This is a genomic window from Pseudomonas sp. N040 (genome assembly GCF_015637705.1).
Taxonomy (GTDB): Bacteria; Pseudomonadota; Gammaproteobacteria; order Pseudomonadales; family Pseudomonadaceae; genus Aquipseudomonas.
The window spans coordinates 282,426-307,848 of the sequence record NZ_JADOBE010000002.1 but is presented as its reverse complement, the minus strand read 5'-3'; the positions used below and the strand labels follow the sequence as shown (position 1 = coordinate 307,848).

Annotated in this window: 22 protein-coding genes; 14 read left to right on the top strand and 8 right to left on the bottom strand. The window is 65.9% G+C overall.

Going from position 1 to position 25,423, the window contains the following annotated elements; genetic code table 11:
- Positions 1–8: 8 nt before the first annotated feature.
- Both ISX93_RS04275 and ISX93_RS04270 read left to right on the top strand, forming a co-directional pair.
- Positions 9–929, top strand: a complete 921-nt coding sequence (locus ISX93_RS04275; RefSeq protein ID WP_308705299.1) for a 1-aminocyclopropane-1-carboxylate deaminase/D-cysteine desulfhydrase — start codon at positions 9–11, stop codon at positions 927–929.
- A gap of 49 nt (positions 930–978) precedes the next feature.
- A complete protein-coding gene (locus ISX93_RS04270) occupies positions 979–2,088 on the top strand; it encodes a cyclic nucleotide-binding domain-containing protein (protein WP_195777469.1) in 1,110 nt (369 codons plus the stop codon).
- Positions 2,089–2,094: 6 nt separating this feature from the next.
- On the opposite strand, the gene ISX93_RS04265 is transcribed toward ISX93_RS04270, so the two are convergent.
- A complete protein-coding gene (locus tag ISX93_RS04265) occupies positions 2,095–3,042 on the bottom strand; it encodes a DUF1853 family protein (protein WP_229732058.1) in 948 nt (315 codons plus the stop codon).
- Positions 3,043–3,126: 84 nt separating this feature from the next.
- Between ISX93_RS04265 and ISX93_RS04260 the strand changes: the two genes are divergently transcribed.
- From ISX93_RS04260 to ISX93_RS04225, 8 genes are all read left to right on the top strand, one after another.
- Complete coding sequence (locus ISX93_RS04260; RefSeq protein WP_195777467.1) at positions 3,127–4,014, top strand: NAD(+) kinase; 888 nt, start codon at positions 3,127–3,129, stop codon at positions 4,012–4,014.
- Positions 4,014–4,988, top strand: coding sequence for a metallophosphoesterase (locus ISX93_RS04255; protein ID WP_195777466.1), 975 nt, complete (start codon positions 4,014–4,016; stop codon positions 4,986–4,988). Before ISX93_RS04260 ends, ISX93_RS04255 begins: the two co-directional genes overlap by 1 nt.
- Positions 4,985–5,845: a rhomboid family intramembrane serine protease gene (locus ISX93_RS04250; protein WP_195777465.1), complete on the top strand. Its 861-nt coding sequence runs from the start codon at positions 4,985–4,987 to the stop codon at positions 5,843–5,845. The genes ISX93_RS04255 and ISX93_RS04250 overlap by 4 nt, the downstream gene beginning before the upstream one ends.
- 230 nt (positions 5,846–6,075) lie before the next feature.
- Positions 6,076–6,342: a YeaC family protein gene (locus tag ISX93_RS04245; protein WP_195777464.1), complete on the top strand. Its 267-nt coding sequence runs from the start codon at positions 6,076–6,078 to the stop codon at positions 6,340–6,342.
- Positions 6,342–7,169: a DUF2797 domain-containing protein gene (locus ISX93_RS04240; RefSeq protein WP_195777463.1), complete on the top strand. Its 828-nt coding sequence runs from the start codon at positions 6,342–6,344 to the stop codon at positions 7,167–7,169. Before ISX93_RS04245 ends, ISX93_RS04240 begins: the two co-directional genes overlap by 1 nt.
- Before the next feature lie 158 nt (positions 7,170–7,327).
- On the top strand, positions 7,328–9,985 hold the full coding sequence (pepN, locus tag ISX93_RS04235) for an aminopeptidase N (protein ID WP_195777462.1): 2,658 nt from the start codon (positions 7,328–7,330) through the stop codon (positions 9,983–9,985).
- A gap of 178 nt (positions 9,986–10,163) precedes the next feature.
- Positions 10,164–10,508 (top strand): hypothetical protein, encoded by a 345-nt coding sequence (locus tag ISX93_RS04230; RefSeq protein ID WP_195777461.1) that lies wholly within the window; start codon positions 10,164–10,166, stop codon positions 10,506–10,508.
- 108 nt (positions 10,509–10,616) lie between these two features.
- The gene (locus ISX93_RS04225; protein ID WP_195777460.1) at positions 10,617–11,630 is read left to right on the top strand and encodes a glycoside hydrolase family 43 protein; all 1,014 of its coding nucleotides are present in this window, start codon (positions 10,617–10,619) and stop codon (positions 11,628–11,630) included.
- A gap of 104 nt (positions 11,631–11,734) precedes the next feature.
- Here ISX93_RS04225 and ISX93_RS04220 read toward each other — a convergent pair whose 3' ends face one another.
- The 7 genes from ISX93_RS04220 to ISX93_RS04190 all read right to left on the bottom strand — a co-directional run bounded on the left by ISX93_RS04220 (position 11,735) and on the right by ISX93_RS04190 (position 20,399).
- Positions 11,735–12,352, bottom strand: coding sequence for a PEGA domain-containing protein (locus ISX93_RS04220; RefSeq protein ID WP_195777459.1), 618 nt, complete (start codon positions 12,350–12,352; stop codon positions 11,735–11,737).
- A 251-nt stretch (positions 12,353–12,603) separates the two neighbouring features.
- On the bottom strand, positions 12,604–12,918 hold the full coding sequence (locus ISX93_RS04215; RefSeq protein ID WP_195777458.1) for an EthD family reductase: 315 nt from the start codon (positions 12,916–12,918) through the stop codon (positions 12,604–12,606).
- A gap of 183 nt (positions 12,919–13,101) precedes the next feature.
- Positions 13,102–14,292, bottom strand: a complete 1,191-nt coding sequence (locus tag ISX93_RS04210; protein ID WP_219840986.1) for a multidrug effflux MFS transporter — start codon at positions 14,290–14,292, stop codon at positions 13,102–13,104.
- A gap of 165 nt (positions 14,293–14,457) precedes the next feature.
- Positions 14,458–15,843 (bottom strand): GTPase/DUF3482 domain-containing protein, encoded by a 1,386-nt coding sequence (locus ISX93_RS04205; protein ID WP_195777457.1) that lies wholly within the window; start codon positions 15,841–15,843, stop codon positions 14,458–14,460.
- A complete protein-coding gene (locus ISX93_RS04200) occupies positions 15,836–17,230 on the bottom strand; it encodes a DUF2868 domain-containing protein (RefSeq protein WP_195777456.1) in 1,395 nt (464 codons plus the stop codon). The genes ISX93_RS04205 and ISX93_RS04200 overlap by 8 nt, the downstream gene beginning before the upstream one ends.
- Before the next feature lie 56 nt (positions 17,231–17,286).
- Positions 17,287–18,909, bottom strand: a complete 1,623-nt coding sequence (locus ISX93_RS04195; protein WP_195777455.1) for a GMC oxidoreductase — start codon at positions 18,907–18,909, stop codon at positions 17,287–17,289.
- A 47-nt stretch (positions 18,910–18,956) separates the two neighbouring features.
- Positions 18,957–20,399, bottom strand: a complete 1,443-nt coding sequence (locus ISX93_RS04190) for a coniferyl aldehyde dehydrogenase (protein WP_195777454.1) — start codon at positions 20,397–20,399, stop codon at positions 18,957–18,959.
- Between the two features lie 167 nt (positions 20,400–20,566).
- Between ISX93_RS04190 and ISX93_RS04185 the strand changes: the two genes are divergently transcribed.
- From ISX93_RS04185 to ISX93_RS04170, 4 genes are all read left to right on the top strand, one after another.
- A complete protein-coding gene (locus ISX93_RS04185) occupies positions 20,567–21,271 on the top strand; it encodes a TetR/AcrR family transcriptional regulator (protein ID WP_195777453.1) in 705 nt (234 codons plus the stop codon).
- A gap of 217 nt (positions 21,272–21,488) precedes the next feature.
- Entirely contained in the window at positions 21,489–23,582 is a 2,094-nt protein-coding gene (gene fdhF / locus ISX93_RS04180) for a formate dehydrogenase subunit alpha (protein WP_195777452.1), read from the top strand.
- Positions 23,569–24,582 (top strand): 4Fe-4S dicluster domain-containing protein, encoded by a 1,014-nt coding sequence (locus ISX93_RS04175; protein WP_195777451.1) that lies wholly within the window; start codon positions 23,569–23,571, stop codon positions 24,580–24,582. The genes fdhF and ISX93_RS04175 overlap by 14 nt, the downstream gene beginning before the upstream one ends.
- On the top strand, positions 24,579–25,418 hold the full coding sequence (locus ISX93_RS04170) for an FAD/NAD(P)-binding protein (RefSeq protein WP_195777450.1): 840 nt from the start codon (positions 24,579–24,581) through the stop codon (positions 25,416–25,418). Before ISX93_RS04175 ends, ISX93_RS04170 begins: the two co-directional genes overlap by 4 nt.
- The last annotated feature ends 5 nt before the right edge of the window (positions 25,419–25,423 follow it).

The window sequence follows — 25,423 nt, the reverse complement described above, 5'->3', positions numbered from 1 at the left end:
CCGGGCCTGTGGGGGCAGCGCTGGCGCCGCTGCAGCCGCTGGCTTTCGAATGGTCCGAGCAGGCTGGCATCAGGCTGGCCGTGTTGCGCCTGGATCTGCTTGACCCGCTGCTCGGCGGCAACAAATGGTTCAAGCTGCAAGGGCACCTGCAGGCGGCGCAAGCGGCCGGGGCCCGCGGCCTGCTGAGCCTGGGCGGTGCCCACTCCAATCACCTGCATGCCCTGGCCGCCGCTGGCCAGCGCGGCGGCTTTGCCACGGTCGGCCTGCTGCGGGGCGAGCCCCAGGCCACGCCAACCGTCGCCGATCTGCAGGCGTTCGGCATGCACTTGCACTGGCTCGGCTATGGCGGTTACCGCGCCCGCCATCAGCCAGGCTTTGCCCGCCAGTGGCAGCAACGTTATCCCGGTTTTTATCTGGTTCCCGAAGGTGGCGGCGGCCTGCCCGGCGCAGCAGGCTTCGCTGCAATCCCCGCGCTGCTCAGGCAGCAGCTGGCGCAGCTGGGCTGGTCGGACTACGACGGCTGCTGGCTGGCCGCCGGGACCGGCACTTCGCTGGCCGGGCTGGTCATCGCCGAGGCCGGCGCGCACCTGCTGTATGGCGCGCGGGTGGTACCGGCCGGGCATGGCGTGGAAACGCAGGTCAGCCAGCTGCTGCAGCAGGCCGGCGTGGCGGACCAGGGCTATCGCCTGGTGGATGCCAGTCGCGGCGGCTACGCACGGATCGACCGGCCACTGGCGCAGTTCATCGCTGAAATCGACGCCGACGGGCAACTGCCGGTCGAGGCCTGCTATACCGGCAAGGCATTGCTGGCATTGCGCGCCAGGGTTAGGGACGGTTATTTTGCCAGCGGTACCCGCCTGGTGTTCCTGCACACGGGCGGCATGCAGGGCCGGCGTGCCCAGCAACAGACCCTGCGCGCGCTGTTGTGAGCAGCCTGCCAGTCAACCTAATCCGCTTGTAACCGTCTGGAAATAGCCGATGCGAGAGCCACTCAAGCCTGAACAGTTGCGCAGTTTCATTCCGCTGAATGGGCTGTCTGCACCGCAGTGGGGCGTATTGCGCAGCCAGTTGCTGGCCCAGCCAGTGCTGCCCGGCCAGTGGCTGTTTCGTCGCGGTGATCCAGCCAGCCAGAGCTGTTTCCTGCTCAGTGGCGAGGTCCTGCTCACGGCCGCCGATGGCAGCGAGGTGCGCCTGCACGCCGGCTCGCCGGCGAGTCTGCATGCGCTGTCGCCGGCATCGCCGCGCCAGCACGAGGCCCGGGCGCTGAGCGATGTCAGCGTGTTGCTTCTGGACAGCGAGCAGCTGGCCAGCATGCTGGCCTGGCGCTCGACCTGCCAGAACCTGCTGCTCGATCTGGGCCAGCAGGGCAATGATCTCGAGTGGCTGGAATGCCTGCTGGAGAACCCGTTGTTTGCCCGGGTGCCGCCGGCGAATGTGCGGGCCTTGTTCGATTGCCTGCAGGTGCTGGAGCTGGCGGCTGGCACGGCGGTGCTGCGCGAAGGCGACGCCGGCGACTGCTGCTATTTCCTCAAGAGCGGGCGGGCCGCGGTGGTTCGGGGTGCCGGCCCGGAGCCGCAGCTAATCGCCGAGTTGCAGGCGGGTGCCTGCTTTGGTGAGGAGGCCCTGCTCAGCGAGGCGCCGCGCAATGCCACGGTGAGCATGCTTGAGGCGGGACAGTTGCTGCGCCTGGAGCGCCAGGACTTCCTCTCCCTGCTCAAGGCGCCGCTGGTTGCCGAGGTGCCCTTCAGCGAGGCGGCGCGCCTGTTCAACGAGGGTGCGCAATGGCTGGACGTGCGCCTGCAGGATGAATACGAACAGGCGCATGCCCTGGATGCGCTGCACATGCCCCTGCACCTGCTGCGCCTCAAGGCGCGCCTGCTGGACCCCCAGCGCCGCTATCTGTGCTACTGCGACACTGGCAAGCGCAGCGCCACTGCGGCCTTCCTGCTGGCCCAGCAGGGTTACCGGGTACATGCCCTGCGCGATGGCATGGATGCGCTGCCGCCGGTGGTGCGTGATGGCCTGCTGTGCGAGCGCGGTGCCGGATATCTGACCCGGCCGGGTGGCCGCACCGTGCGCAGCCGCTGACTGCGCTCAGCCGTCGTGGCCTGCCGGCCACTGATTGTTCAGCAACATCACCCGCGTGCGCTCGTACCAGCGGCCATCGGTGTCTTGCGCAAAGCCTGCCAGCAGCATGGGCGGTGCACTGCTGGCCAGTGCGTCGAGCCAGTCCTGCAGCTGCCGGCCCGGCCAGCGTTGTTCTTCCTGCAAACTAAGCGGTGCCAGCCGGCACTCGCGCGGCACGGGCTGCCAGTGCTGCGCGCGCGCGTGCTGGCAAAACCCTGGCCAGTCGCTGTGCCGCAGCCAGTGCCCACGCGCGTGCCCGGCATGGCTGCCCGCCGGTGGCGCACAGCCGTCCGGCCACGGATAGAACAGGTAGCCGCTCATCCATAACGCGGAGTGCACAGTGCTCACGGCATGCTCGGCCAGCAGTTGCCGGGCCTGTGGACTCGCGGCCAGGGGCAGCTGCTGCCGGCTCAGGTGCCGCAGTTTGCGCTGCAGGTTGTCCGCCCGCCCGGCGCCACGCCAGCTCGAGTACAGGCGGCCGTCGCCGCCGGCGGGGCCCAGGTACAGCTTGATCGCCAGTTCCAGGTGGTGCACGCCATCGGCGTCACGCAGCAGCAGATCGAGTTCGCCGAGGGTCCTGGCACCGGCGCGGACCGGCAGGTTGGCGGCCAGCAACTGGACTCCGGGGGCCTGCTGCAGGGCGAATTGCCAGAGCTGTTCGTAGTGGATGCCCAGGCGCTGGCTGCGCGCCCTGGCCAGCCAGTCGAGCAGGGCGCCCGGGTGCTGCTCCTGCTGCAGCAGCCAGTCGGCCAGCAGTCCGGGCTGGCGTGCCCAGCGGCTGCCGGCAAGCGGATGCCGTTGCGCACAGGGCAGCGTTTCCAGCAGTGGCGCAGCCAGCAGTGTCCACGCCAGGTCACGCACGGCGGGGTGCTGCAGGCGCGCTAGGCATTCATCGAGCAGGTGGTCGCTAAGCATGCAGCGAGCATAGACGACTGCGGTTTGCCGCTGCACCAGGCTTTCACCCATAATCGGCCACTCACGCCCGGCACAGAGACTCCCATGGAGCAATTTCGCAATATCGGCATTATCGGTCGACTGGGCAGCGCCCAGGTCCTCGATACCATTCGCCGCCTGAAACGCTTTCTCCAGGATCGTCACCTGCACGTGATTCTCGAGAACAGCATTGCCGAGGTCCTGCCCGGGCATGGCCTGCAGGTGTCCTCGCGCAAGATCATGGGTGAAATCTGTGATCTGGTGATCGTGGTCGGCGGCGACGGCAGCATGCTCGGTGCCGCCCGCTCGCTGGCGCAGTACAAGGTTCCGGTGCTGGGGATCAACCGCGGCAGCCTGGGCTTTCTGACCGATATCCGCCCGGACGAGCTGGAAACCAAGGTGGCCGAAGTGCTGGATGGCCAGTACCTGGTCGAGAGCCGCTTCCTGCTGGATACCGAGGTGCGCCGCCAGGGGCAGGTGATCGGCACGGCGGATGCCTTGAACGACGTGGTGCTGCATCCGGGCAAATCAACGCGGATGATCGAATTCGAGCTGTTTATCGATGGCCAGTTCGTCTGCAGCCAGAAGGCCGACGGCCTGATCGTCGCCACCCCGACCGGCTCCACCGCCTATGCCCTGTCGGCCGGCGGGCCGATCATGCACCCGAAGCTGGACGCCATGGTGATCGTGCCGATGTACCCGCACACCCTGTCCGGGCGGCCCATCGTGGTGGATGGCAACAGCGAGCTGAAAATCGTCGTGTCGCAGAACCTGCAGATCTATCCGCTGATTTCCTGCGACGGGCAGAATCACGTGACCTGTTCACCCGGCGATCACATCATGATCGCCAAGAAACCGCACAAACTGCAGCTGATCCACCCCTTGGAGCATAACTACTACGAGGTTTGCCGAACCAAGCTGGGTTGGGGGAGCCGCCTGGACGGGGGTGAATAATGCTCCTTGATCCGCAGCGCAGCTATGACCTGATTGGCGATGTGCATGGTTGCGCGCATACCCTCGAGCGCCTGCTGGAGGCGCTCGGCTATCGCCAGCAGGGCGGTGTCTGGCGGCATCCGTGGCGCATGGCGCTGTTTCTCGGCGACATCATCGACCGCGGCCCGCGCATCCGCGAAGCACTGCACCTGGTGCACGGCATGGTCGAGGCGGGTCAGGCGCAGTGCATCATGGGCAACCACGAGTTCAACGCGCTCGGCTGGAATACCCCGGCGCCGGCCGGCAGCGGTCGCCAGTTCGTGCGCGAACACACGCCGCGCAACGCCCATCAGCTGGGCCAGACCCATCAGCAGTTCGCCGAGCATCCGCGGGACTGGCAGGACTTCCTCGGCTGGTTCTACGAACTGCCGCTGCTGCTGGATGGCGGGCGCTTTCGCGTGGTGCATGCCTGCTGGGATGCCGAGCTGATCCGCCAGTTGCGCAGCGAGCATGCCGATGCGCGGGTTGACCAGGCCTTCGTCGAGCGCGCGGCGATTCCCGGCAGCTTCCCGCACCGGGTCTTCGATCGCCTGCTGCGCGGCCTGAACATGCGCCTGCCCGGCGGGCTGGCCTTGACCGGCGACGACGGCCTGACCCGCTCGTTCTTCCGCAGCAAGTTCTGGGAAGACGACCCGCAGACCTATGGCGACATCGTCTTCCAGCCGGATGCGCTGCCCGAGGAGGTGGTCGGGCAAGCGCTGCCCGCGGCGGAAAAAGCCGGCTTGCTGCGCTATGCCAGCGACGAACCGCTGCTGTTCGTCGGCCACTACTGGCGGCGCGGCCAGCCGGCGCCATTGCGGCCGAACCTGGCCTGCCTGGATTACAGCGCGGTGCTGCACGGCAAGCTGGTGGCCTACCGGCTGGATGCAGAAACCCGGCTGGAGCCGCACAAGTTCGTCTGGGTCGAGGTTGAGCAACCGGAGGCTCCGCTGTGAGGCCCGTGGTGGCCCTGCGCTTGCCGGTGCAGGTCGATCTGGCCGGCTTCATCGCCTTGCTGCAGCGCCTGCAGGTGCAGCACCGGGTGACCGAAGATGCCGGCGAACAAGTGCTGTGGGTCCCTGCCGAACCAGTGGCCGAGCAGGTTCGCGGGCTGTATGCGCGTTATCCGCAGGGGGATGCCGGCGAACCGCTGGCCGTGCCCCCGCACAATGCTGCCGGCAGCCTGCTGGCGCGCTTGCGTGGCAGCCCGCTGACCAGTGCCGTACTGCTGCTGACCCTGCTGGTGGCGCTGGTCACCTGGGGCGGGGAGAACCTGCAGGCGGTGCGCTGGCTGAGTTTCCTCGACTTCAGCGTGCAGGGTGATTACCTGCAGTTCTACCCGCTGGCGAGCAGCCTCGCCCAGGGCCAGTGGTGGCGCCTGGTGTCACCGGTGCTGCTGCACTTCGGCCTGCTGCACCTGGCGATGAACAGCCTGTGGTGGTGGGAACTGGGGCGGCGCATCGAGCTGCGCCAGGGCGGGCTGGCGCTGTTCGGCCTGCTGCTGTTCTACGGCCTGGTCAGCGACCTGGCGCAATTCCTCTGGAGCGGCCCGGGCCTGTTTGGCGGCTTGTCCGGGGTCCTCTACGGCCTGCTCGGGCACTGCTGGATCTACCAGAAACTGGCGCCGAATGCGGCCTATCGCCTGCCGCCGGGGGTGGTCGGGATGATGCTGCTCTGGCTGCTGATCTGCATGACCGGCATTTTCGAACTGGTGCAGCTGGCGGCGATCGCCAATGCAGCGCACCTTGGCGGCCTGCTCGCCGGCTGTCTGACCGGCCTGCTCGGCGGTGCGCTGGCGCGTTGGCGCCGGTAGAATGGGCACCTGATTAATCTGCATGGATTACCCCCTCTCCCGCTCGCGGGAGAGGGCTGGGGAGAGGGGCTTTTAGCCTGATATGACGTAGCCCCTCTCCCTAACCCTCTCCCCAAAGGGGCGAGGGGACAAAAGCTCGCGCCGGGGGCGACGCTCCTGCAAAAGCGCGGCAAGCGGGTGCCTGATTGGGGGCACCACCCTGAAATTGAATGGCTGTTACGGAGTCACCCATGTCCGGTTTTATTGAAGTGGCCAGTACCATCAGCGCTGAAGTCTACGAGAGCTTCAAGCTGGCGGTGGAGCTCGGCAAGTGGCCGGATGGCCGCAAGCTCAGCCGCGAGCAGAAGGAGCTCTGCCTGCAGGCAATGATCGCCTATGAACTCAAGCACCTGCCGGAAGACCAGCACACCGGCTACATGGGTACGCAGGCGTGCAAGTCGAAATCCATGGAAGTGCCGAATATCCTGTTCAGCAGCAAAGCGGACACCCTGCACTGATGGCGCTGCTCGGGCAGGGCGCCTTGCACAAGATGAGCGCCGAGCTGGATGCCCCGGTGCGTTATGCCTTTCGCCTGGACGAGCAGGTGCTGCCGGTCAATCCGCTGCTCGGCCAGCACCTGTGCATCGAGTTCCTCGGCGCCATCCATTGCACCCATTGCGGACGCAAGACCAGGAAGAGTTTCAGTCAGGGTTACTGCTATCCGTGCTTCACCAAGCTGGCGCAATGCGACAGCTGCATCATGAGCCCCGAGCGCTGCCATTACGCCGCCGGCACCTGCCGCGAGCCGGCCTGGGGCGAGCAGTTCTGCATGACCGAGCACATCGTCTACCTGGCCAATTCGTCCGGAGCCAAGGTCGGCATCACCCGTGCCTCACAGGTGCCGACGCGCTGGATCGACCAGGGCGCCAGCCAGGCGTTGCCGATCCTGCGGGTGGCTACCCGCCAGCAGTCCGGACTGGTCGAGGACCTGCTGCGCGCCGAAGTGACCGACCGCACCAACTGGCGGGCGCTGCTCAAGGGCGATGCCGTCGCGGTCGACCTGCCGGCGCTGCGCGAGCAACTGCTGCAGCGCTTTGCCGCGGGCATCGGCAAACTCCAGCAGCGCTTCGGCCTGCAGGCCATCCAGCCGCTGGCGGACAGCGCAGTGCTGGAGATCAGCTACCCGGTGCAGGCTTACCCGAGCAAGGTGGCCAGCCTCGATCTGGACAAGACCCCGCGAGTTGAGGGTACCCTGCTGGGCATCAAGGGCCAGTACCTGATCCTCGACACCGGCGTGATCAACCTGCGCAAATACACGGCTTACCAGGTCGCCATCTCGGCCTGAATTCTTCTGTAGGAGCCAGCTTGCTGGCGATAGCCGGTAGGATGGGTTGAGTGCAACGATACCCATCGACTACCCCGGGATGGGGATCGGCGCAAACGTCTCAACCCATCCTGTGAAATGCAGTCCCATCATTTTCAGCGCGGAACAAGGACATCAGCATGCGTACCGAACAACCCAAAGTCATCCATCTCAAGGACTATCAGGCGCCCGAGTACCTGATCGACGAGACCCACCTGACCTTCGAGCTGTTCGAGGACCACACGCTGGTGCATGCCCAGCTGGTGATGCAGCGCAATCCCGCACGCGGGGCGGGCCTGCCGCCGCTGGTGCTGGACGGCCAGCAGCTGGAATTGCTGGCACTGAGCCTGAATGATCGTCAACTGCACGCCGGCGACTACCAGCTCGATGACAGCCACCTGACGCTGCAGCCGGACAGCCAGCGTTTCGTCATCGACAGCACGGTACGCATCCACCCGGAAAGCAACACCGCGCTGGAAGGCCTGTACAAGTCCGGCAGCATGTTCTGCACCCAGTGCGAGGCCGAAGGCTTCCGCAAGATCACCTTCTACCTCGACCGTCCGGACGTGATGAGCAGGTTCACCACCACCGTGACGGCCGAACAGCAGCGCTACCCGGTACTGCTCTCCAACGGCAACCCGATCGCCAGCGGCAGCGAGGGTGACGGCCGGCACTGGGCCACCTGGGAAGATCCGTTCAAGAAGCCGGCCTACCTGTTCGCCCTGGTTGCCGGCGACCTCTGGTGCGTGGAAGACCACTTCACCACCATGAGCCAGCGCGTCGTCACGCTGCGCATCTACGTCGAGCCGGAGAACATCGACAAGGTGCAGCACGCCATGGACAGCCTGAAGAAGTCCATGCGCTGGGACGAGCAGGTCTACGGCCGCGAGTACGACCTGGACATCTTCATGATCGTCGCGGTCAACGACTTCAACATGGGCGCCATGGAGAACAAGGGCCTCAACATCTTCAACTCCAGCTGCGTGCTGGCGCATGCCGAGACCGCCACCGACGCCGCCCACCAGCGCGTCGAGGCGGTGGTGGCGCACGAGTACTTCCACAACTGGTCGGGCAACCGGGTGACCTGCCGCGACTGGTTCCAGCTGTCGCTCAAGGAAGGCTTCACGGTGTTCCGCGACGCCGAGTTCAGCGCCGACATGAACTCGCGCACGGTCAAGCGCATCGAGGACGTGGCCTACCTGCGCACCCACCAGTTTGCCGAAGACGCCGGCCCCATGGCCCACCCGATCCGCCCGGATTCCTTTATCGAAATCTCCAACTTCTACACCCTGACCGTCTACGAGAAGGGCTCGGAAGTGCTGCGCATGATCCACACCCTGCTCGGCGCCGAGGCCTTCCGCAAAGGCAGTGACCTGTACTTCGCCCGCCACGATGGCCAGGCCGTGACCTGCGACGACTTCGTCAAGGCCATGGAGGATGCCAGCGGTCAGGACCTCACCCAGTTCAAGCGCTGGTACAGCCAGGCCGGCACGCCGCGCCTGGAGGCCAGCGGCAGCTACGACGCGGCGGCGCAGAGCTACACCCTGAGCTTCCGCCAGAGCTGCCCGGCCACCCCGGGGCAGAGCGAGAAGCTGCCCTTTGTGATCCCGGTCGAGCTCGGCCTGCTCGACGCCCGTGGCCACGAACTGCCGCTGCGCCTGCAGGGCGAAGCCGCCGCGGTTGGCAGCAACCGCGTGCTGTCGGTGACCGCCGCCGAGCAGAGCTTCACCTTCGTCGACCTCGCCGAGCAGCCGCTGCCCTCGCTGCTGCGTGGCTTCTCGGCGCCGGTCAAACTGCAGTTTCCCTACAGCCGCGACCAGCTGATGTTCCTCATGCAGCACGACAGCGACGGCTTCAACCGCTGGGAAGCCGGCCAGCAGCTCGCGGTGCAGGTCCTGCAGGAACTGATCGGCCAGCAGCAGCGCGGCGCGCAACTGGTGCTGGATGAGCGCCTGGTCACGGCCCTGCGCGCGCTGCTGACCAACGAACGGCTTGATCCGGCGATGGTCGCGGAAATGCTCAGCCTGCCCAGCGAGGCCTACCTCACCGAGATCAGCGAGGTGGCGGATGTCGACGCGATCCACGCGGCCCGCGAATTCGCCCGCCAGCGCCTGGCCAGCGAACTGTTCGAGCCGCTCTGGCAGCGCTACCAGGATGCCCGCGTGCAGTCCCGCGAGAATGCCTACCTGGCCGAAGCGGCGCACTTTGCCCGGCGCGCCCTGCAGAACGTCGCGCTGTCCTACCTGATGCTCAGCGAGCGGCCCCAGGTGCTGGCGGCCTGCCTTGAGCAATATGAAGCCTGCGACAACATGACCGAGCGCCTGGCAGCCCTGGCCGTGCTGGTCAATTCACCGTTCGCGGAGGAAAAGGCCGCCACGCTGGCCAGCTTTGCCGAACGCTTCCAGGACAACCCGCTGGTGATGGACCAGTGGTTCAGCGTGCAGGCTGCCAGCACCCTGCCGGGCGGCCTGGAGCGCGTGCAGCAGCTGATGACGCACCCGGCCTTCACCCTGAAGAACCCGAACAAGGTGCGCGCGCTGATTGGCGCCTTCGCCGGGCAGAACCTGGTGAATTTCCACCGCGCCGACGGCGCCGGCTACCACTTCCTGGCCAACCAGGTGATCACCCTCAACGCCTTCAATCCGCAGATCGCCGCGCGCCAGCTGGCCCCGCTGACGCGCTGGCGCAAATACACCGCCGATCGCCAGCAACTGATGCGCGCCGAACTGGAGCGGATTCTCGGCAACGGCGGGCTGTCGGCCGATGTCTTCGAGGTGGTGAGCAAGAGCCTGGCCTGAACCCCGCGGCCATCCTGCACCTGCCCGGTTTTGCAGGGTGGCTGGCCGGAGTCATCCAGCGCTTCGGCACCAGCCGAGGGGCCGCAGCACTTGATGTATATTCACTCCGCGCCCTCTAGGCTGACTGGTCCCCGGGCGGCAAAATCTGGCGTGTGCAGGAACTCAAAGGAGAGGCGTTATGCAGGCATTTCGTATCTATCTGGTGGTGGTGGTTGTGTGCCTGGGCACTTACACGATGATGGTTGGCGTCAATCACGGCTGGAATCTTCTGCCGGTGTTCTTCCATGATCTGCTTGCGATGACCTGGCCTGGGCAGTTCAACGCTGATTTCACGACATTCCTGATGCTGTCCGCCCTGTGGGTCGCGTGGAGGAATCAGTTCTCTGGAACCGGTATCGCGTTGGCTGTTGTCGCGTTTTTCGGTGGGATGATGTTTCTCGCGCCCTATCTTCTTTATGCAAGTATTCAGGCCAGGGGCAACGTCAACGTGATACTGCTCGGCGCGTCACGGGTAAAAGCCTGAGGCGTTTGCGCAAATCAAACAAGACACAAAATCAAAAGGGGTCGGCGTGATTTATTTTTAATCACGCCGACCCCTTTGCTTTTCAGCATAAACTCAGGAAGAGAAATGATGAAACGTACTTTCGCATATATAACGCTAATAACGCTGCTTGCGCTCAATACATCTGTGCTGAGCGCAATGGAAGTACCTGAGGAAGTCAGTAATCCAATTCTTGCCGCGGAAAATCTGGCAGATCCGCACATGCTTCGCTACCAGGGCAAGTATTATCTGTATGGAACGTATCTTGACGGCAGCATGAGTGCGGGCTCGGATCATTACGACGCATATGTCTCCGCAGACATGCACACATGGGACAAGGTCGAGAATATCTTCCAGGCAGATTCAGTAACGCTCTGGGCTCCGGATGTGTTTTACGATCCGTTGTCGAAAATGTTTTATCTGTACTATTCCAATCAGCTGGATATCGGCATTGCAACTTCGAACAGCCCAACCGGCCCGTTCGAGGACAAGGGCATACTGATCGAGAACGCGATTGACGCGCATATGTACTCCGAAGATGGCCAGTACTATCTGTACTATTCGTCGGTGGACTACAAATCCGGCCTGCTCGATATAATTATGGCCCGGCTAACCGGAAATAAAGGCAAGGAAAACATTCTTGTGCAGAGAATGAGTTCGCCGCTGAGCAAAGTCGGCGCGCCGCAACTGTTGTTGGAACCGACGGATGATTGGGAGCAGGGCTTTTTCCTGGATATCACGGAAGGCGCATGGATGTACAAGCACGCCGACACTTACTACCTGATGTATTCAGGCGGCGAGACCATGTTCGGCGAGTACGCACTGGGTTACGCAACATCAAGCAGTCCGCTGGGCCCCTTTGCCAAGCACTCGGACAACCCGATCCTGCGCACCACCTCGGCGGCAGATGGCAAGCCCGGCATCTTCAGTCCCGGGCACCACAGCGTGATCCGTGATGAAGAGGGGACCGACTGGGTCATCTACCATCAAAAGAAATCCTATTGGGATGTGTCACTGAGCCGGCGCTACACCTGCCGGGACCGGCTGCTGGTGGATGACCAGGGGCGACTGGTCATCCAGGCAACGGGCATGAGCGGGGACTGAAACGAAAAAACCAAAGGGGACGGAGTGATTTTGTTTTATTCACTCCGACCCCATTATTTTTTCTCTAGACTCCTTTATTTCTGTTATCTGCTCTTTATCCAGCCTTACTTAATTTCGTAGACCGCGATAATCGAGTTCGCAAATTCGAGGTCGTTCGGGGTGTTCTCTGAAATCTTGGCTAGAGATTTTATTGTGGTTGGCTTATCGGTGGGGTTCACACCAATAAGGAACAAAACAGTTTCGGTAGTCTCACCACCACCGGTAGCCAACTCATGGCGAAACTTCGCGCCATCACCCACAATAATTTCCTTAATCTGGCGTGGTTTTGACGTTGATACTCCCAGCGGAGTGTCTGGACTGAGCGTGGCGAAGTATTGATTTGGCGAGAACTCATACATTGCGCCAGTCGAGGCGTCGGTAGTTGATCCGAAGACACCACCAAGCACGATATTCCCCCAGAACCAGCCATTCGTAGTTGTGCCTAGTTGGGTCTGGTACTGCTTGTAGCCATCCTTCGTAAAAGTGACGGCTAGATTCTCATCACGCTCAACTTGAACGGTTACTGGGGTCTTTCCCATCACACGTCCGGCCACATTCACTGTCGCCCCTTCAGGTTCGGAGTTGAACGTCACCGGTTCGGACTTTCCATCAATGATGGTCGCGCAACCAGAAATCAGGGCGATTCCTAGGGAGATTGTGAGAAAAGATTTTGACTGTTTCATGTGGTTTCCTGATTATTATTAGGGCGCGGAAAATATCATTCTACGATTGCATAATCAACGGCCACTTCAGCTGAATTCAGCAGATAATAATCAAAGGGATCAACTAAAAGGGGGCGGTGATTTATTTTTAATCACTCCACCCCTTTATTCTTTATTGCACTCTGCATTGCGCTCTGCGCTTTGGCGGTGGGTTGGATCTTCGGCGTTATCCAGCCTACGGCGCAGGCTGGGTGGCCGACGCTCAACCACCCTCAGCCAACCACCACCTCGCTGATCTGCATCACCGGCGCGATATCGGTGTAGTTGGCGACGTCCGCGGCGATCGTCTTTGCATGCGGGCCGAAGCCGGCCTGGAAGGTTTGCAGCGAGTCGCAGAACAGGTGACACATGGCGACATAGGTTGCCGGCGTGCCCGGCGCACCTCCGGCGAGGCCCTTGTCGACACTGTAGGACGCGCAGTTGGCGCCCATCAGCGCCTTGACCATCGGCATGTGCTTGTCGCGGTAGTACTCATGGTCGAATCGGGCGTCGGGGGTGTTCGGGTACATCACGCTTACCTTGATCATGCTTCTTCTCCACGGGTTGGTCTGGTGCAGGCAGGTTGGCGGATCATGCACCCGGTACAGCGGGTGCGACAATCTGCCAGGCCCGGGCTGGGCAACCCGCGCATCGCTGGCCAATCGCTGCGTGGGTGTGCGCAGGATGGTCAACGCGCAGCTTGGCCGCCATAGCGGGGCCGAGCGGCCCTCTCATCGCGCCGTCGGTGGCTCCGGCAGCTTGTGCGTCCAGACCAGCAGCAGGCACAGCAGCGAGCAGCCGCCCATGGCCAGCACGATGGCGGTGACGCTTTCCTGGAGCAGGGCCGAGGCGGCGGAGATCAGCCCGGCCAGGGAGAACTGGGTGGCACCCATCAGCGCGGCGGCGGTGCCGCCGTTCTGCGGGAAGAATTCCATGTAGCAGGCCTGGATGTTCGGCGAGACGGCGCCGAGGGTGCCGACGGCGATGACCATGGCCGGGACGAAGAACGCCAGTTCCGGGCGCAGCGCCAGCACCGCCAGCAGCAGGATGATGCCGCCGCCCTGGGCGGTGAGCGCCCAGCGCAGGATGCGTTCCGGCGCGTGCCGGTGCAGCAGCCGGCGGTTGAGCAGGTTCATCACCAGCATCAGCATGACGTTGGCGCCGAACAGCAGGGCGAAGCGGGTCGGGCCGACGCCGAAGTGTTCCTGGTAGATGAACGAGGCGTGAGTGATGAACAGCATCATCACCGAGAAGGCGAGTGCGCCGGTGAGCATGAAGCGCAGCGCCGGGCGGGTGGCGAGCACCGCCCGGTAGCGGGCCAGGGTGCTCACCCGCTCGGCGGGCAGCGGGCGCTGGTAATGGCGGAACACCAGCCGTTTGAGCAGGCCGAGCACGACCAGGGCGTAGACCCCGGTGAACAGGAAGATGCTGGTCCAGCCGAACTGGCCCAGCAGCAGGCTGCCGATGGAGGGCGCCAGGGCCGGTGCCCCGACCATCAGCAGGCCGATCAGGCTGAAGAAGCGCGCGGCCTCGCGGCCGGAAAGACGGTCGCGCACCAGCGCCGGCACACAGACTGCCGCCCAGCCGCCGCCAAAGGCCTGCAGGGCGCGCAGCAGCAGGAGTTCGGGCAATGCGCTGACCTGGCTGATCAGCAGGCTGGCCACGGCGAAGATGGCCAGCCCGCTGAGCATGATGGGCGCGCGGCCGTGATGGTCCGACAGGGTGCCGCCGACCAGTTGCCCCAGCGCCAGCATGAACACGTACACCGAAATGCTCAGCGAGACCTGGTGCACGCTGACCCCGAGGTGCCCGGCGATCACCGGGAAGGCCGGCAGGTAGGTGTCGATGGCCAGCGGGGCGAGGGCCATGGTCATGGCCAGCAGGGCCGCGACGCCGGCATGGGTGTGGTGGCGGGTAGTCACGAAATGCTCCGGCTGCAGGTGGGGAGAATGGCGGGCGAGTCTAGCAGTTGGCGCGAGGGTGCCGCCTCTGGCGGGTTATACCCGCCCTATGCGAGGAGCGGGGGCGTGTTTTCGGGTGGTTCCTGTAGGGCGGGTGCAACCCGCCAGCTGGCCGGCGCCAGGGCTTCAGCCGCTCTGCGGAGCCTGTTCCAGCGCCACGGTCAGCGCGCTGATCTGCGCCTGGCGTTCGGCGCTGTCCAGCTGCCGGCCGGGGTTGAGCGACGACCATTCGGGATGCGCGCGGGCCTTGTGCAGGGCGGCGGGCAGGCGCTGCCACTCGCGCAGGCCGGCGCTGCCGGTGTCCAGCCGCAGCGGCTGCAGGGCGGCGTGTCCGCGCTGGCCGAGGGCGTCGAGCAGGTGCAACTGGCGCACGGCGAGCAGGCGCAGGATGTCGTCGTCGATGCTCAGCTCGCGCCGGCCCTTGAGCTTGCCGAGCAGCCGTGCGCCGTAGTTGCGCGCGGTCTGCACGCCGCCGCCGGCCACTGCGCCAAGCAGGGTCGCGGCGCCCAGGCTGAGGCCGCCGACCAGCAGGTCGAGGCCGGCGCCGGCGGCGGCACCGGCCGCCACCCCGCTGCCCAGCTTGAGGCCGAGCTGGCGCAGGGTTTCCGGGTTGAACAGGTCGTCGCCCCAGCGCCCGTCGAGCAGCGGCAGGTGGCCGGCGCGGGCATCCTCGGGGCGGAAGCGGTACAGCCGCAGCAGCGCCTCGACACAGCGCTGTTCGCGCTGGCGCACGGCGTCGTGCAGGGCGGCGATGGCGGCGCTTTCCAGCGCCGCGCCGCTGGCCACCTGCTGGCGGCAGGCGGCGCAGTCGATCAGCAGTTCGGCGATCAGCTGGCGGCCGCTGTGCCGGCGCGCCAGGGCCTTGGCCTGGTGGTCGTCGACCAGCCGCTGCAGCTGCGGCCGCGAGCGTTCCAGCAGCAGGGCGAGGCTCTCGTACAGGCGGCGCTCGCCGTCCAGCGGCGGTGCCACGCTGTCGAAACGCACCAGCGCATGCAGGCCGAGGCGGGCCAGGGCCGCGCGCCAGGCGTCTTCCCGGGCCTGGCCGGCGCTGGCGAAGTTGAGCACCGGCAGCAGCGGTTTGCCACAGTCGGCAAGCACTGCCAGTTCGTCGCGGTACTTGGCCAGCACCGGCTCGCGGGCGTCGATCAGGTACAGCCCGGCATCGCTGGCGAGCAGCTGGCGCAACACCTTGGCTTCCTGCTCGAAACGCTGGCGCGCCTCGCTGCTGGCGAGAAAGCGCTGGATGCGCGCCGGGCCGTCGAGGCGTTCGCCGGGGCGCTGCAGGCGTTCCAGGTAGTCGAGCAGGGCGATGGCATCTTCCAGTCCGGGGGTGTCGAACAGGTCGAGCAGGGCATCGCCCTCCACTGACAGCCGCGCGCCTTCGACGTGCCGGGTGGTGCTCGGGCGGTGCGACACCTCGCCGAAGCCGACATCGCGGGTCAGGGTACGCAGCAGCGAGGTCTTGCCGACATTGGTGTGGCCGACCACGGCGAGCTTGAGCGGCTCAGTCATCGCCGTGCTCCAGCCAGTGCCAGGGCGCGCGGTCGGCGCAGGGCAACTGCAATGCCTGCAGCGCCGCGTGCCAGTCGCCGAGGCGCTCGGGGTCCAGGCTCGCGCCGGGTTCGGCGGGCAGCAGCCAGATGCGTGTGGCCGCGGCGCTGCGGGCCAGTTCGCCGAGCAGCGCCAGGCTGCCGCGATCGGGCGAGCGGCGCGGGTCGCAGGCGATCAGCAGGCGTGCCGGCGGAAAGCGGCTGAGCTGGTCGAGCAGGTGCTGGCGTTGCTCGCGGCTGTCCAGGTTGCCGGCGTCGGCCACGCCTGCCGGCAACGCAGGTGGCCAGGGGCGCTGGCCGTCCAGCTCGATGGCCACCAGCAGCGCGCCGCTGCCGCCTTCGGCGTGGCCGCCCGCCTGCAGGCCGGGCAGTTCGGGGGCCGGGCTGATGATGCCGAGGGGTTCGCTGTCCGGCTGCAGTTCGCCGCGCAGCAGCTGGTAGGCCGGCAGTGACAGGTCCAGGCGCAGGCGCTTGAGGCCGTGCTGCCAGGCCAGCAGGCTGCCCAGTGCGAGCAGCAGGCGCGGCAACAAACCGAACACCACGAACACCCCCAGCAGCCAGCCGGCCCAGACCTGCCGGGCCCCCGGGTCGCCCTGCGCGAGGTCACCGCCGGCCTGGATCTGCAGGCTGTCCGGCTGGGCGAAGCCGAGCAGGCCCGGCAGCGCGCCGAGGGCGTGGATCAGCCGGGCAAAGCTGTCGCTGCCGAGCAGGGTGGTTTCCCAGACGAAGCCGTAGCGCCGCGTGCTCAGCTGCAACAGCAACATGGCCAGCGCGGCCAGCAGGGTCAGCGACCACAGCCCGTTACCGAGCAGGGCCATGCCCCAGCGGGCCAGGCGCTGGCGCTGCAGCAGCAGGAGCAGCGCCGGGGCCAGTTGCGCCTGCTGTGCATCCCGCGCCAGGCGGTCGCTGAGCCAGTGCCAGAGGCGCAGCGGCAGGCCGTTGTCGCGGCCCAGGGCGAAGCTGGCGAGCGACAGCAGGAGCATCAGCAGGTTGATCCCCAGCAGGCTGCCCAGGGCCCAGAACACATTCACCGGGCGGCTGCCGTCACCCAGGGCGGCGAAGGCCAGTCCGCCGCCGGAGAGCAGGGCGACCAGGGCCAGCAGCAGCAGTGCCAGGCGCGCGGCATGGCGGTAGCCGTGCAAGGCCTGCAGCTGGCCATCGCGCGTGGCCAGCCACAGCGCGCGGCGCTGGATGCGTTGCGCGAGGTCGCCACCGCCGGCGCGCGCCAGGCGGTTGGCTTCGCGGTCGTCCAGGCGTTCGCCGCGGGCCTCGCGCAGGCGCATGGCCTCGCACAGCCAGAGGCGTTCGAGAGGGCGCAGCGGCGGCACTGACTGGTCAGGTGCACTCATGGATTGCTCGGCTCGGCGGTGGTGCCGGCAAGGATAACTGTTAAGCCGCGGCGCAGTCAGGTTGTGCGTGCTGCCGCTGGCGGCGGCGAAACGTCGCTGGCGGCCGGTTGCAGGGCGGCGAAGCGTTCGGCCATGGCGGTGATGGTCAGGCTCGGGTTGACGCCGATATTGCCGGGAATGCTCGCGCCATCCACAACGAACAGCCCCGGATGGCCATGCACCTGATGGTCGGTGCCGATCACGCCATCCTCCGCCGAGCTGCTCATCGGGCAGCCACTGAGAATGTGCGCGGTGGTGGACAGGCCGCCGATGGATTCGAGGATGACATTCATCGGTGTGCCACCGCTGACGGCTGCGTATTCGCGGGTCAGCCGGTTGGCAATCGGCAGATAGCTGGGCGCTTCGTGTCCAGGATTGGCAACGCTGACCAGCGTCTTGCGAAACGGCCAGTACCAGGGCCGGCGAAACTGCAAACCGATATGGTTGTCGAGGTCCTGCATGATGGTGAAGGCGGTGATGCGTTTCTCCCAATCCCTGGCGAACAGGTTGCTGACCAGCAGGCGCGGTGAGCAGAGGATGGCTCCGACGGTTTTCAGCGCACGGCGCCAGGGCAGGGGGTCGTCCACCAGCGGGCCCATGTAGCTGCGCATGAAGCGGTAGCCGCGGTCTAAGCGGTTCTGCGTGGCGTGGGTGGATGCGTCCGGGTGGAAATCGGTGGAAATCGCGGTGCCGCGCGTCATGTCACTGCCGAGCGGGTGCAGCACGGCGGTTACGGCTTCGGAATTAGTACGTACCAGCTGACCGAGGGTCGCGGAGACGTTGGGCAGGGTGCGGTAGTGGTCACGGTTCTTGTAGAGCAGTTCGAGGGTGCCGACCACGCCGGCAGACAGCACCAGATTGCGGGTAGTCAGTGTGCGCAGTTCGCGGCCACTGACGGCATCGACCAGGGTTACGCGATAGCCACCCGCGGGTAAGGGTTCAATCCGCTCGGCTTTGCTTTCGGCAAGGATGTTCACGCCGCGCTTTTGCGCCAGGTACAGGTAGTTCCAGTACAGGCTGTTTTTCGCGCCAGTCGGGCAACCGGTCAGGCAGCCGCCGCAAAAAGTGCAGCCTTCACGCGGCGGGCCTTCGCCGGCAAAGAATGGATCGGCTGCCGTAACCCCCGGTTCACCGAAATACACGGCGTTGGGAACGGCAGCAAAAGTATCTGCCACGCCCATGCGTTCGGCGGTCTGGCGCAGAAAATGGTCCTGTTCGGACTGCCGCGGATTGAGCGTGACACCGAGCATGCGGGTTGCGGTGGCCAGATGCGGTGCCAGTTCAGTCTTGAGGTCCAGACCCAGGGCCTTGAGGCAGGGATCGTTATAGAACGATTCCTTGGGCTCAAGCATCACCGCGGCCCAGACGATGCTGCCACCGCCCACGCCAACCCCGCCGACGATGGCGACATGGCGGAACAGGTGCTGCACGAAGTAGCCGCGCAGGCCCAGTTGCGGCAGCCACAGCAGCTTGCGCAGGCTGCGCTTGCCGGCCTCGATCTCGGGCCGGCCGATGTGCCGGCCCTGTTCTGCGACGGCGACCTTCCAGCCTTTCTCCGCCAGGCGCAGCGCGGCGACCGAGCCGCCAAAGCCGGAGCCGATGATCAGGTAGTCGTGATCGAAGCGGGTGTTTTCAGGCATGCGCCGCAGGCTCCTGCTCAGCGACCGGGCTCAGGCAGGCTGCGGCCTCAGCTTTTCATCTTGAGCATGAAGTCGAGGATGCGCGTCGACCAGCCGGCGTAGGGCGGCAGGAACAGGTCGATGCCGCGCACCGGGCCCTGCTTGAACACCGGGCGCAGCTTGGAGAAGGTCAGGAAGCCTTCCAGGCTGTGGTAGTGGCCCATGCCGCTGTTGCCCGAACCGCCGAACGGCAGGTCGTGCAGGCCGGCCTGGATCACCGATTCGTTGATGCCGACTCCGCCGGAGATGGTGTTGTTCAGGTAGTAGTCCTGCAGCGCCTTGTCGTTGCTGTAGATGTACAGGGCCAGCGGACGCGGGCGCTCGTTGATGTAGCTGCAGACTTCTTCCTTGCTCTGGTAGGTGCGGATCGGCAGCAGCGGGCCGAAGATTTCGCGCTGCATGATCAGCATGTCATCGGTTACATCCAGCACCAGGCGGGTCGGCATCAGGCGCATGCCGTCCTTCGGCGCGGGGCCCTGGTACAGGTCGATGACGCGGGCGCCCTTGGCCACGGCGTCAGCCAGGGTGGCCTCCAGCCGGTCGTAGGAGCGCTGGTCGATCACCGCGGTGTAGTCGCCGCTGTTGATGTCCGGAATGCGCTGGTTGAACAGGGCGCGGGCCGCGCTGACGAACTCCTCGACCTTGTTCGCCGGCAGCAGCAGGTAATCGACGTTGGTGCAGATCTGTCCGGCATTCAGCATCTTCGCCCAGAGCACGCGCTCGGCGGCGGTCTTGGCGGAGAAATCGGGGGCCACGATGCACGGCGACTTGCCGCCCAGTTCGAGGGTCACCGGGGTCAGGTTCTTCGCGGCATTGGCCATCACCGCCTTGCCGGTACCCGGCGAGCCGGTGAAGAAGATGTGGTCGAAGGCCAGGGTGGTAAACACCGGGCCGCGGCCGTTGCCGTCCTCGAAGAACGCCAGCTTGTCGAGCGGGAAGTAGCGGGGCGAGACTTCCTTGAGCAGCAGGGCCAGGTGGTTGGAGTTCTCCGACATCTTGATCATCGCGCGGTTGCCGGCGGCGAAGGCGCAGATCAGCGGCTGGATGGCCATGGCCAGGGGAAAGTTCCACGGCACCACGATGCCGATCACGCCGACCGGCTGCGGGAAGGTCCAGGCCTTGGCCAGCGGGAACTGGGTAGGATCGAGGTGGCGCTTCTGCGGCTTGATCCACTTCTTCAGTTTTTTCACCGCATCCAGCGCGGCGTCCTGCGCCATCAGCACTTCGGTGAACTTGGTCTCGAAGGTGCAGCGGCAGCCGTAGTCCTGGTTGATCGCGGCGATGATGGCGTCGCTGTTCTCGACGATCATCCGGTGCAGGGTGCGCAGGTCGGCCTGGCGTTCCTGCAGGGTCGGGTTCATCTGCTTGCGGTAGGCGGCCTGCTGGGCGGTGAAGACGTTCTGGAATTCCTCGGGAATGCTCAGGTCGATGGCGCTGGTGAGGGTGTTCATGGGCTTCTCTCCGGGTTGATCGGGAATTCGCAGGCGGGCTGGCGGGGCCGATCGTGGGCGCAAACAGGTGTTTGATTGTTTTAAGTAACAGCAGTGTTACGTTTGTCGCGGGATAATGTAACACTGTTGTACTATTGTGCAAACAGTGCACCTCACGAGCCGCCAGCATGCCACCAGTCGTCCACCCAGGTACCCCGCCGGCCAAGCCGGCCGCCACTGCGCGAGCGCGCCGGCGGCCCGGCCGGCCCCGCGCCGACGAGCCGCAGGGCGAAGGACTGCGCGAGGTGGTGATTGCCGCGGCCGCCCGGGTGTATGCCAGCCATGGCTATCGCGGCGGCTCGGTGGACCTGATCGCCCGGGAGGCGGGCATCTCCCGGCCGCTGTTCTACCGGCTGTTCAAGGACCGCCACGAAGTCATCGAGGTGGTGGTGCAGCGGGCCAACGATGACCTGCGCGTGGCGGTGCTGCAGGCCATCCTGCCGCAGGCACGCCTGCTGCCGATGCTTTCGGCCGCCATCGACGCCTATTTCGACTGGTGCCGCTCCCACGCGCCGATCGTCGGCTCGATCTACCGCGAAGTGCATGATCCCGAGTCGCCAGCCAGTTTCCACCAGAAGAAGATCATCGAGGAGATGGCTCAGCTGGTGCGGGTCAAGGCGGAGGAACGCGGCAGCCAGCCGCTGCATCCGCTGATGCTGGAAACCCTGATCGGTGCCATCGAGCACGTTGGCAGCGTGAGTTTCTGGCCGCAGCCGAAACCGCCGGCCGAGCTGGCGCGCAACCGTGCGGTGATCGAGCGCATTGTGCTGGCCGCGGTGGCCGGCGCGGCTGACCAGGCGGACGTGCCGGGTATCGACACGGTGCTGGCCTGAGCCCGCAGCCAGGGATTCGGTCCCCGGACAGCGCGGTGTTGCGGCCATGTAGGGTGGGTTACGGCCGCTGGCCTAACCCACCCTACAAAGCAGCTGTCGAGCTGGCATAAATGAACCGCAGGGCGGTTCCACGTGCAGTTTTTTGACCGGCATCAACCGCGCTTTTGCCGTGGCGGCCTAGCCTGTATACAGGTGAATCTTTCCGGGGGTGGTTTCGATGCAGGTCATACCGAGCATTTGCACGTTTTGCGGCGTCGGCTGCGGCATCGGTTTGCGCGTCGAGCACGGGCGGGTGGTCGGTGTCGAGCCGCAGCCGGGGCATCCAGTCAGCCAGGGCCAGCTATGCGCCAAGGGCTGGTCGACCAGTTTCGCCATCGACCCGGCCAATCGCCTGCGCGAGCCGCTGATCAAGGAGCACGGGCAGTTTCGTCCGGCAACCTGGGACGAGGCGCTGGAGCGCATCGCCAGCGAGTTTCGCGCAGCGCAGGAAACGGCCGGCGCGGATGGTGTGGGCGTGATCAGCTGCGCGCGGGCCACCAACGAGGACAACTACGCCGCGCAGAAGTTTGCCCGCGCGGTGCTCGGCACCAATAACGTCGACCACTGCGCGCGCATCTGCCACAGCCCCTCGGTGGCCGGCCTGGCGCGCACCCTGGGTTCCGGGGCAATGACCAACAGCATTGCCGATATCGACCTGGCCGAGCTGATCCTGGTGATCGGCGCGGATGTCACCGAGAACCACGCGATGATCGGCGCGCGCATGCTGCGGGCGCAGGCACGCGGCGCCAAGCTGGTCGTCATCGACCCGCGCAAGACCCGCCTGGCACGGCTGGCCGATATCCACCTGCAACTGCGCCTGGGCAGCAATGTCGCGCTGCTCAACGGCCTGCTGCAGATCATCTTTGCCAATGGCTGGGAGAACGCGGCCTTCCTCGCCGAGCGTTGCGAGGACATCACGCCGCTGCGCCGGCACCTGGCCGGGATCACGCCGGAGCAGACCAGCGCGGCGACCGGTATTCCGGTAGCCGACCTGCTGCGCGTGGCCGAGCTGTTCAGCCATTCGCCGGCAGCCTTCACCGCCTGGGGCATGGGCATTACCCAGTTCCAGAGCGGCACCAACAACGTGATTGCGGTGTCCAACCTGGCGCTGGCCTGTGGCCAGGTCGGTCGGCCGGGTACCGGGATCAACCCGCTGCGCGGGCAGAACAATGTGCAGGGCGCCTGCGACATGGGCTGCCTGCCGAACGTCTACCCCGGCTACCAGCAGGCCGATGCGCCGGCAGTGCAGGCCAAGTTTGCCCAGGCCTGGGGCGCGCCGATGCCCGCCCGCCCGGGCCTGACCTCGCTGGGCATGACCAGGGCGGCGCTGGACGGTAACCTGCGCGCCTTGATGATCATCGGTGAAGACCCGGTGGTCACCGATCCGGACCAGCGCCAGGTGGCGCGCTCGCTGCAGGCGCTGGATTTCCTGGTGGTGTTCGAACTGACCCTGACTGAAACCGCGAAAATGGCCGATGTGGTGCTGCCGGCGGCGTCCTTTGTCGAGAAGGATGGCACCTTCACCAATTGCGAGCGCCGCGTGCAGCGCATCCGCAAGGCCGTCGGGGCCCCGGGTACGGCGCGTTGCGACTGGCAGATCCTTGGTGACCTCGCCGCGCGCATGGGCTATGCGGGTATGGACTGGGATAGCGCCGAAGCAGTGTTCGACGAGATGGCTGCGGTCGCACCGATCTTTTCCGCCATGAGCTATGCCGAACTGGATGCCCGCCATGGCCTGCACTGGCCGTGTGATGCGGAGCATCCGCAGGGCTCGCCGCTGCTGCATGCGCAGAGCTTCCCGCTGGGCCGGGCGCGGTTGATCCCGGTGTCACAGGTGGAGCCGGCCGAGTGTCCGGACGCCGAGTATCCCTGGTTGTTTACCACGCACCGCTTCCACTTCCACTACAACTGCGGCTCGATGACGCGCAAGTCGCCGCTGCTCGAGCGCGAGACGCCGGCGGGGCTGGTGCTGATGAATCCGCTGGATGCCGCCGAGCACGGCTATGCCGATCTGCAGGCAGTCCGGGTAAGCTCGCGGCGCGGGGCTGTCGAAGCGCGCCTGCAGCTGACCGATGACCTGCCGCGCGGCATGCTGGCGATGCCCTATCACTTCCGCGAAGCCCCCTGTAACCGCCTGACCAACGATGCCATGGACCCGGTCAGCAAGATGCCCGAACTCAAGGCCTGCGCCGTGGCGATCGAGCCATTGCCTGCCGGTGCCGCGCCGCATAACCGCATCGATGCCAGCGAGGTCGCCCATGCAAGCCTTTGAACTCGATCGGCCGGAGCGCCTGCGCGCGCATCTGGCAGTGCGCCGCAAACTCTATGAAGTGCGTGCTGACGGGCAGGGTGGGCAGCACTGGCAAAGCGTCACGGCGGAGGATCCTGCGGCGTTTTGTGCGGATGCCGCGACCCCGAGCTTTTCCGCCAAGAGCTTCTTCTTTGCCGAGCGCGAGCTGCTGTTTCGCTTCGACGGCGGCCAGTTCCTCTCGGCGTTGCCGGAGGTAGCGCCGCAGGTGTTGTTCGGCCTGCATGCCTGCGACCTGCGGGCGGTGGCCTACCAGGATCGCTTCTTTGCCGAAGACCCGTTCTACCAGACCCGGCGCAACGCGACCCTGCTGGTCGGGGTGGATTGCCTGGACAGCTGTGCCGGCGGTTTCTGCACGACGGTCGACAGCGGTCCGGACGTGCGCGCCGGCACGGCGGACCTGATCCTGCTGCCGCGTGCCAGCGGGCCCTGGCTGCTGTTGGTGGCGTCCGCAGCCGGCACGGCGGCGATCGAAGGCCTGGCGCTGCCGCCAGCCTCGGGTGCTTGGCAAGCCGAGCGCCAGGGCAACAGCGCGCAGGTGGCGCAGCAGCAGGGCGCGCAGGCGGACATTGTCGAAGGCGTGGCACGGTTGAATGCCGGGCTGATCGAAGCGGCCACCTGGGAGCGGCTCGGGCTGCAGTGCCTGGGTTGTTCCGGCTGCACCACGGTGTGCCCGACCTGTTCCTGCTTCGCCCCGCTGGATCAGTCATCCGCCGCCGGCGGCGTCCAGCGCGAGCGGGTCTGGGATTCCTGCCTGTATCAGGGCTTCCAGAAGGAAGCCAGCGGGCACAACCCGAGCGCCACCCCCGGTTCGCGGGTGCAGCGCTTCTGGTTCCACAAGTTCGGCGATGACTTCAAGGCCCGCTTCGAGCACTACGGCTGTGTCGGCTGCGGCCGCTGCGACCGTGTCTGCCCGGGCGGCATTGGCGTGCATGGCGTGATGCACAAGGTGGCACAGGCATGATCGATCTGATTCCGCGCAGGCTCTCCCTGCTCGAGCATTACGCCGATGGCGAGGATTCCCGGCATTTCACCTTTCGCCTCGAAACCCCTGCGGCCGCCGATCTGGCGGCACTGCCCGGGCAGTTCTTCATGCTGGTGCTGCCGGGTTTCGGCGAGGCGCCCTTTACCTATGTGAGTACACCGGATGCGCAGGGCTGTTTCAGCGCGCTGATCCGTCGCATGGGCGCCCTGAGCAGCGCCCTGTTCGAACTGGACGCGGGCGCGGTGCTCGGTTATCGCGGGCCGTTCGGCAGCGGCTGGCCAGCGTTCTTCAAGGCCCGGCGGGTACTGGCCGTGGCCGGGGGCTGTGGCCTGGCGCCGTTGGCCGGGGTGATCGATGCGGCCAGTCGCCAGCCCGAACCGACCCAGCTGAGCGTGGTCTATGGCGCCCGCCATGCCGAGGCGCGCGTGCTGGGTCGCGAACGGGCGCGCTGGCAGCAAGCCATGCCGTTTATCGAAACCTTCGACCGCGCCGCGCCCGGGCAGCGCGAAGGCTCGCCGCTGCAGCATTTCGACGAGGTGTTCGCCAGTGGCATGCCGGACCTGCTGTTGTGCTGCGGGCCGGAGCCGCTGATGCTGGCCGCGGCGCGCGAGTGCCTGCGCCGGGGCATGCCGGCCGAGTCCATCTGGCTCTCGCTGGAGCGGCGCATGCATTGTGGTGTCGGCCTGTGCGGGCACTGCTACATCGGTTCCAGCTATGCCTGCGTGGACGGGCCGACCTACCGCTACGACCAGTATCTCGAATTGATCGCGCACTGTGCGGCAGCGTCCGCTGAGCCGCCGCTGCATTCCTGTTGAGCGAA

Excerpts from the sequence above, each read along its gene's own strand:
- ISX93_RS04190 (WP_195777454.1), bottom strand. The coding sequence starts at position 20,399 with ATGAACACCCTCACCAGCGCCATCGACCTGAGCATTCCCGAGGAATTC.
- ISX93_RS04245 (WP_195777464.1), top strand. The coding sequence starts at position 6,076 with ATGTCCGGTTTTATTGAAGTGGCCAGTACCATCAGCGCTGAAGTCTAC.
- ISX93_RS04255 (WP_195777466.1), top strand. The coding sequence starts at position 4,014 with ATGCTCCTTGATCCGCAGCGCAGCTATGACCTGATTGGCGATGTGCAT.
- ISX93_RS04185 (WP_195777453.1), top strand. The coding sequence starts at position 20,567 with ATGCCACCAGTCGTCCACCCAGGTACCCCGCCGGCCAAGCCGGCCGCC.
- ISX93_RS04195 (WP_195777455.1), bottom strand. The coding sequence starts at position 18,909 with ATGCCTGAAAACACCCGCTTCGATCACGACTACCTGATCATCGGCTCC.
- ISX93_RS04230 (WP_195777461.1), top strand. The coding sequence starts at position 10,164 with ATGCAGGCATTTCGTATCTATCTGGTGGTGGTGGTTGTGTGCCTGGGC.
- ISX93_RS04240 (WP_195777463.1), top strand. The coding sequence starts at position 6,342 with ATGGCGCTGCTCGGGCAGGGCGCCTTGCACAAGATGAGCGCCGAGCTG.
- ISX93_RS04265 (WP_229732058.1), bottom strand. The coding sequence starts at position 3,042 with ATGCTTAGCGACCACCTGCTCGATGAATGCCTAGCGCGCCTGCAGCAC.
- ISX93_RS04200 (WP_195777456.1), bottom strand. The coding sequence starts at position 17,230 with ATGAGTGCACCTGACCAGTCAGTGCCGCCGCTGCGCCCTCTCGAACGC.
- ISX93_RS04270 (WP_195777469.1), top strand. The coding sequence starts at position 979 with ATGCGAGAGCCACTCAAGCCTGAACAGTTGCGCAGTTTCATTCCGCTG.
- ISX93_RS04260 (WP_195777467.1), top strand. The coding sequence starts at position 3,127 with ATGGAGCAATTTCGCAATATCGGCATTATCGGTCGACTGGGCAGCGCC.
- ISX93_RS04215 (WP_195777458.1), bottom strand. The coding sequence starts at position 12,918 with ATGATCAAGGTAAGCGTGATGTACCCGAACACCCCCGACGCCCGATTC.
- ISX93_RS04205 (WP_195777457.1), bottom strand. The coding sequence starts at position 15,843 with ATGACTGAGCCGCTCAAGCTCGCCGTGGTCGGCCACACCAATGTCGGC.
- pepN (WP_195777462.1), top strand. The coding sequence starts at position 7,328 with ATGCGTACCGAACAACCCAAAGTCATCCATCTCAAGGACTATCAGGCG.
- ISX93_RS04170 (WP_195777450.1), top strand. The coding sequence starts at position 24,579 with ATGATCGATCTGATTCCGCGCAGGCTCTCCCTGCTCGAGCATTACGCC.
- fdhF (WP_195777452.1), top strand. The coding sequence starts at position 21,489 with ATGCAGGTCATACCGAGCATTTGCACGTTTTGCGGCGTCGGCTGCGGC.
- ISX93_RS04225 (WP_195777460.1), top strand. The coding sequence starts at position 10,617 with ATGAAACGTACTTTCGCATATATAACGCTAATAACGCTGCTTGCGCTC.
- ISX93_RS04175 (WP_195777451.1), top strand. The coding sequence starts at position 23,569 with ATGCAAGCCTTTGAACTCGATCGGCCGGAGCGCCTGCGCGCGCATCTG.
- ISX93_RS04220 (WP_195777459.1), bottom strand. The coding sequence starts at position 12,352 with ATGAAACAGTCAAAATCTTTTCTCACAATCTCCCTAGGAATCGCCCTG.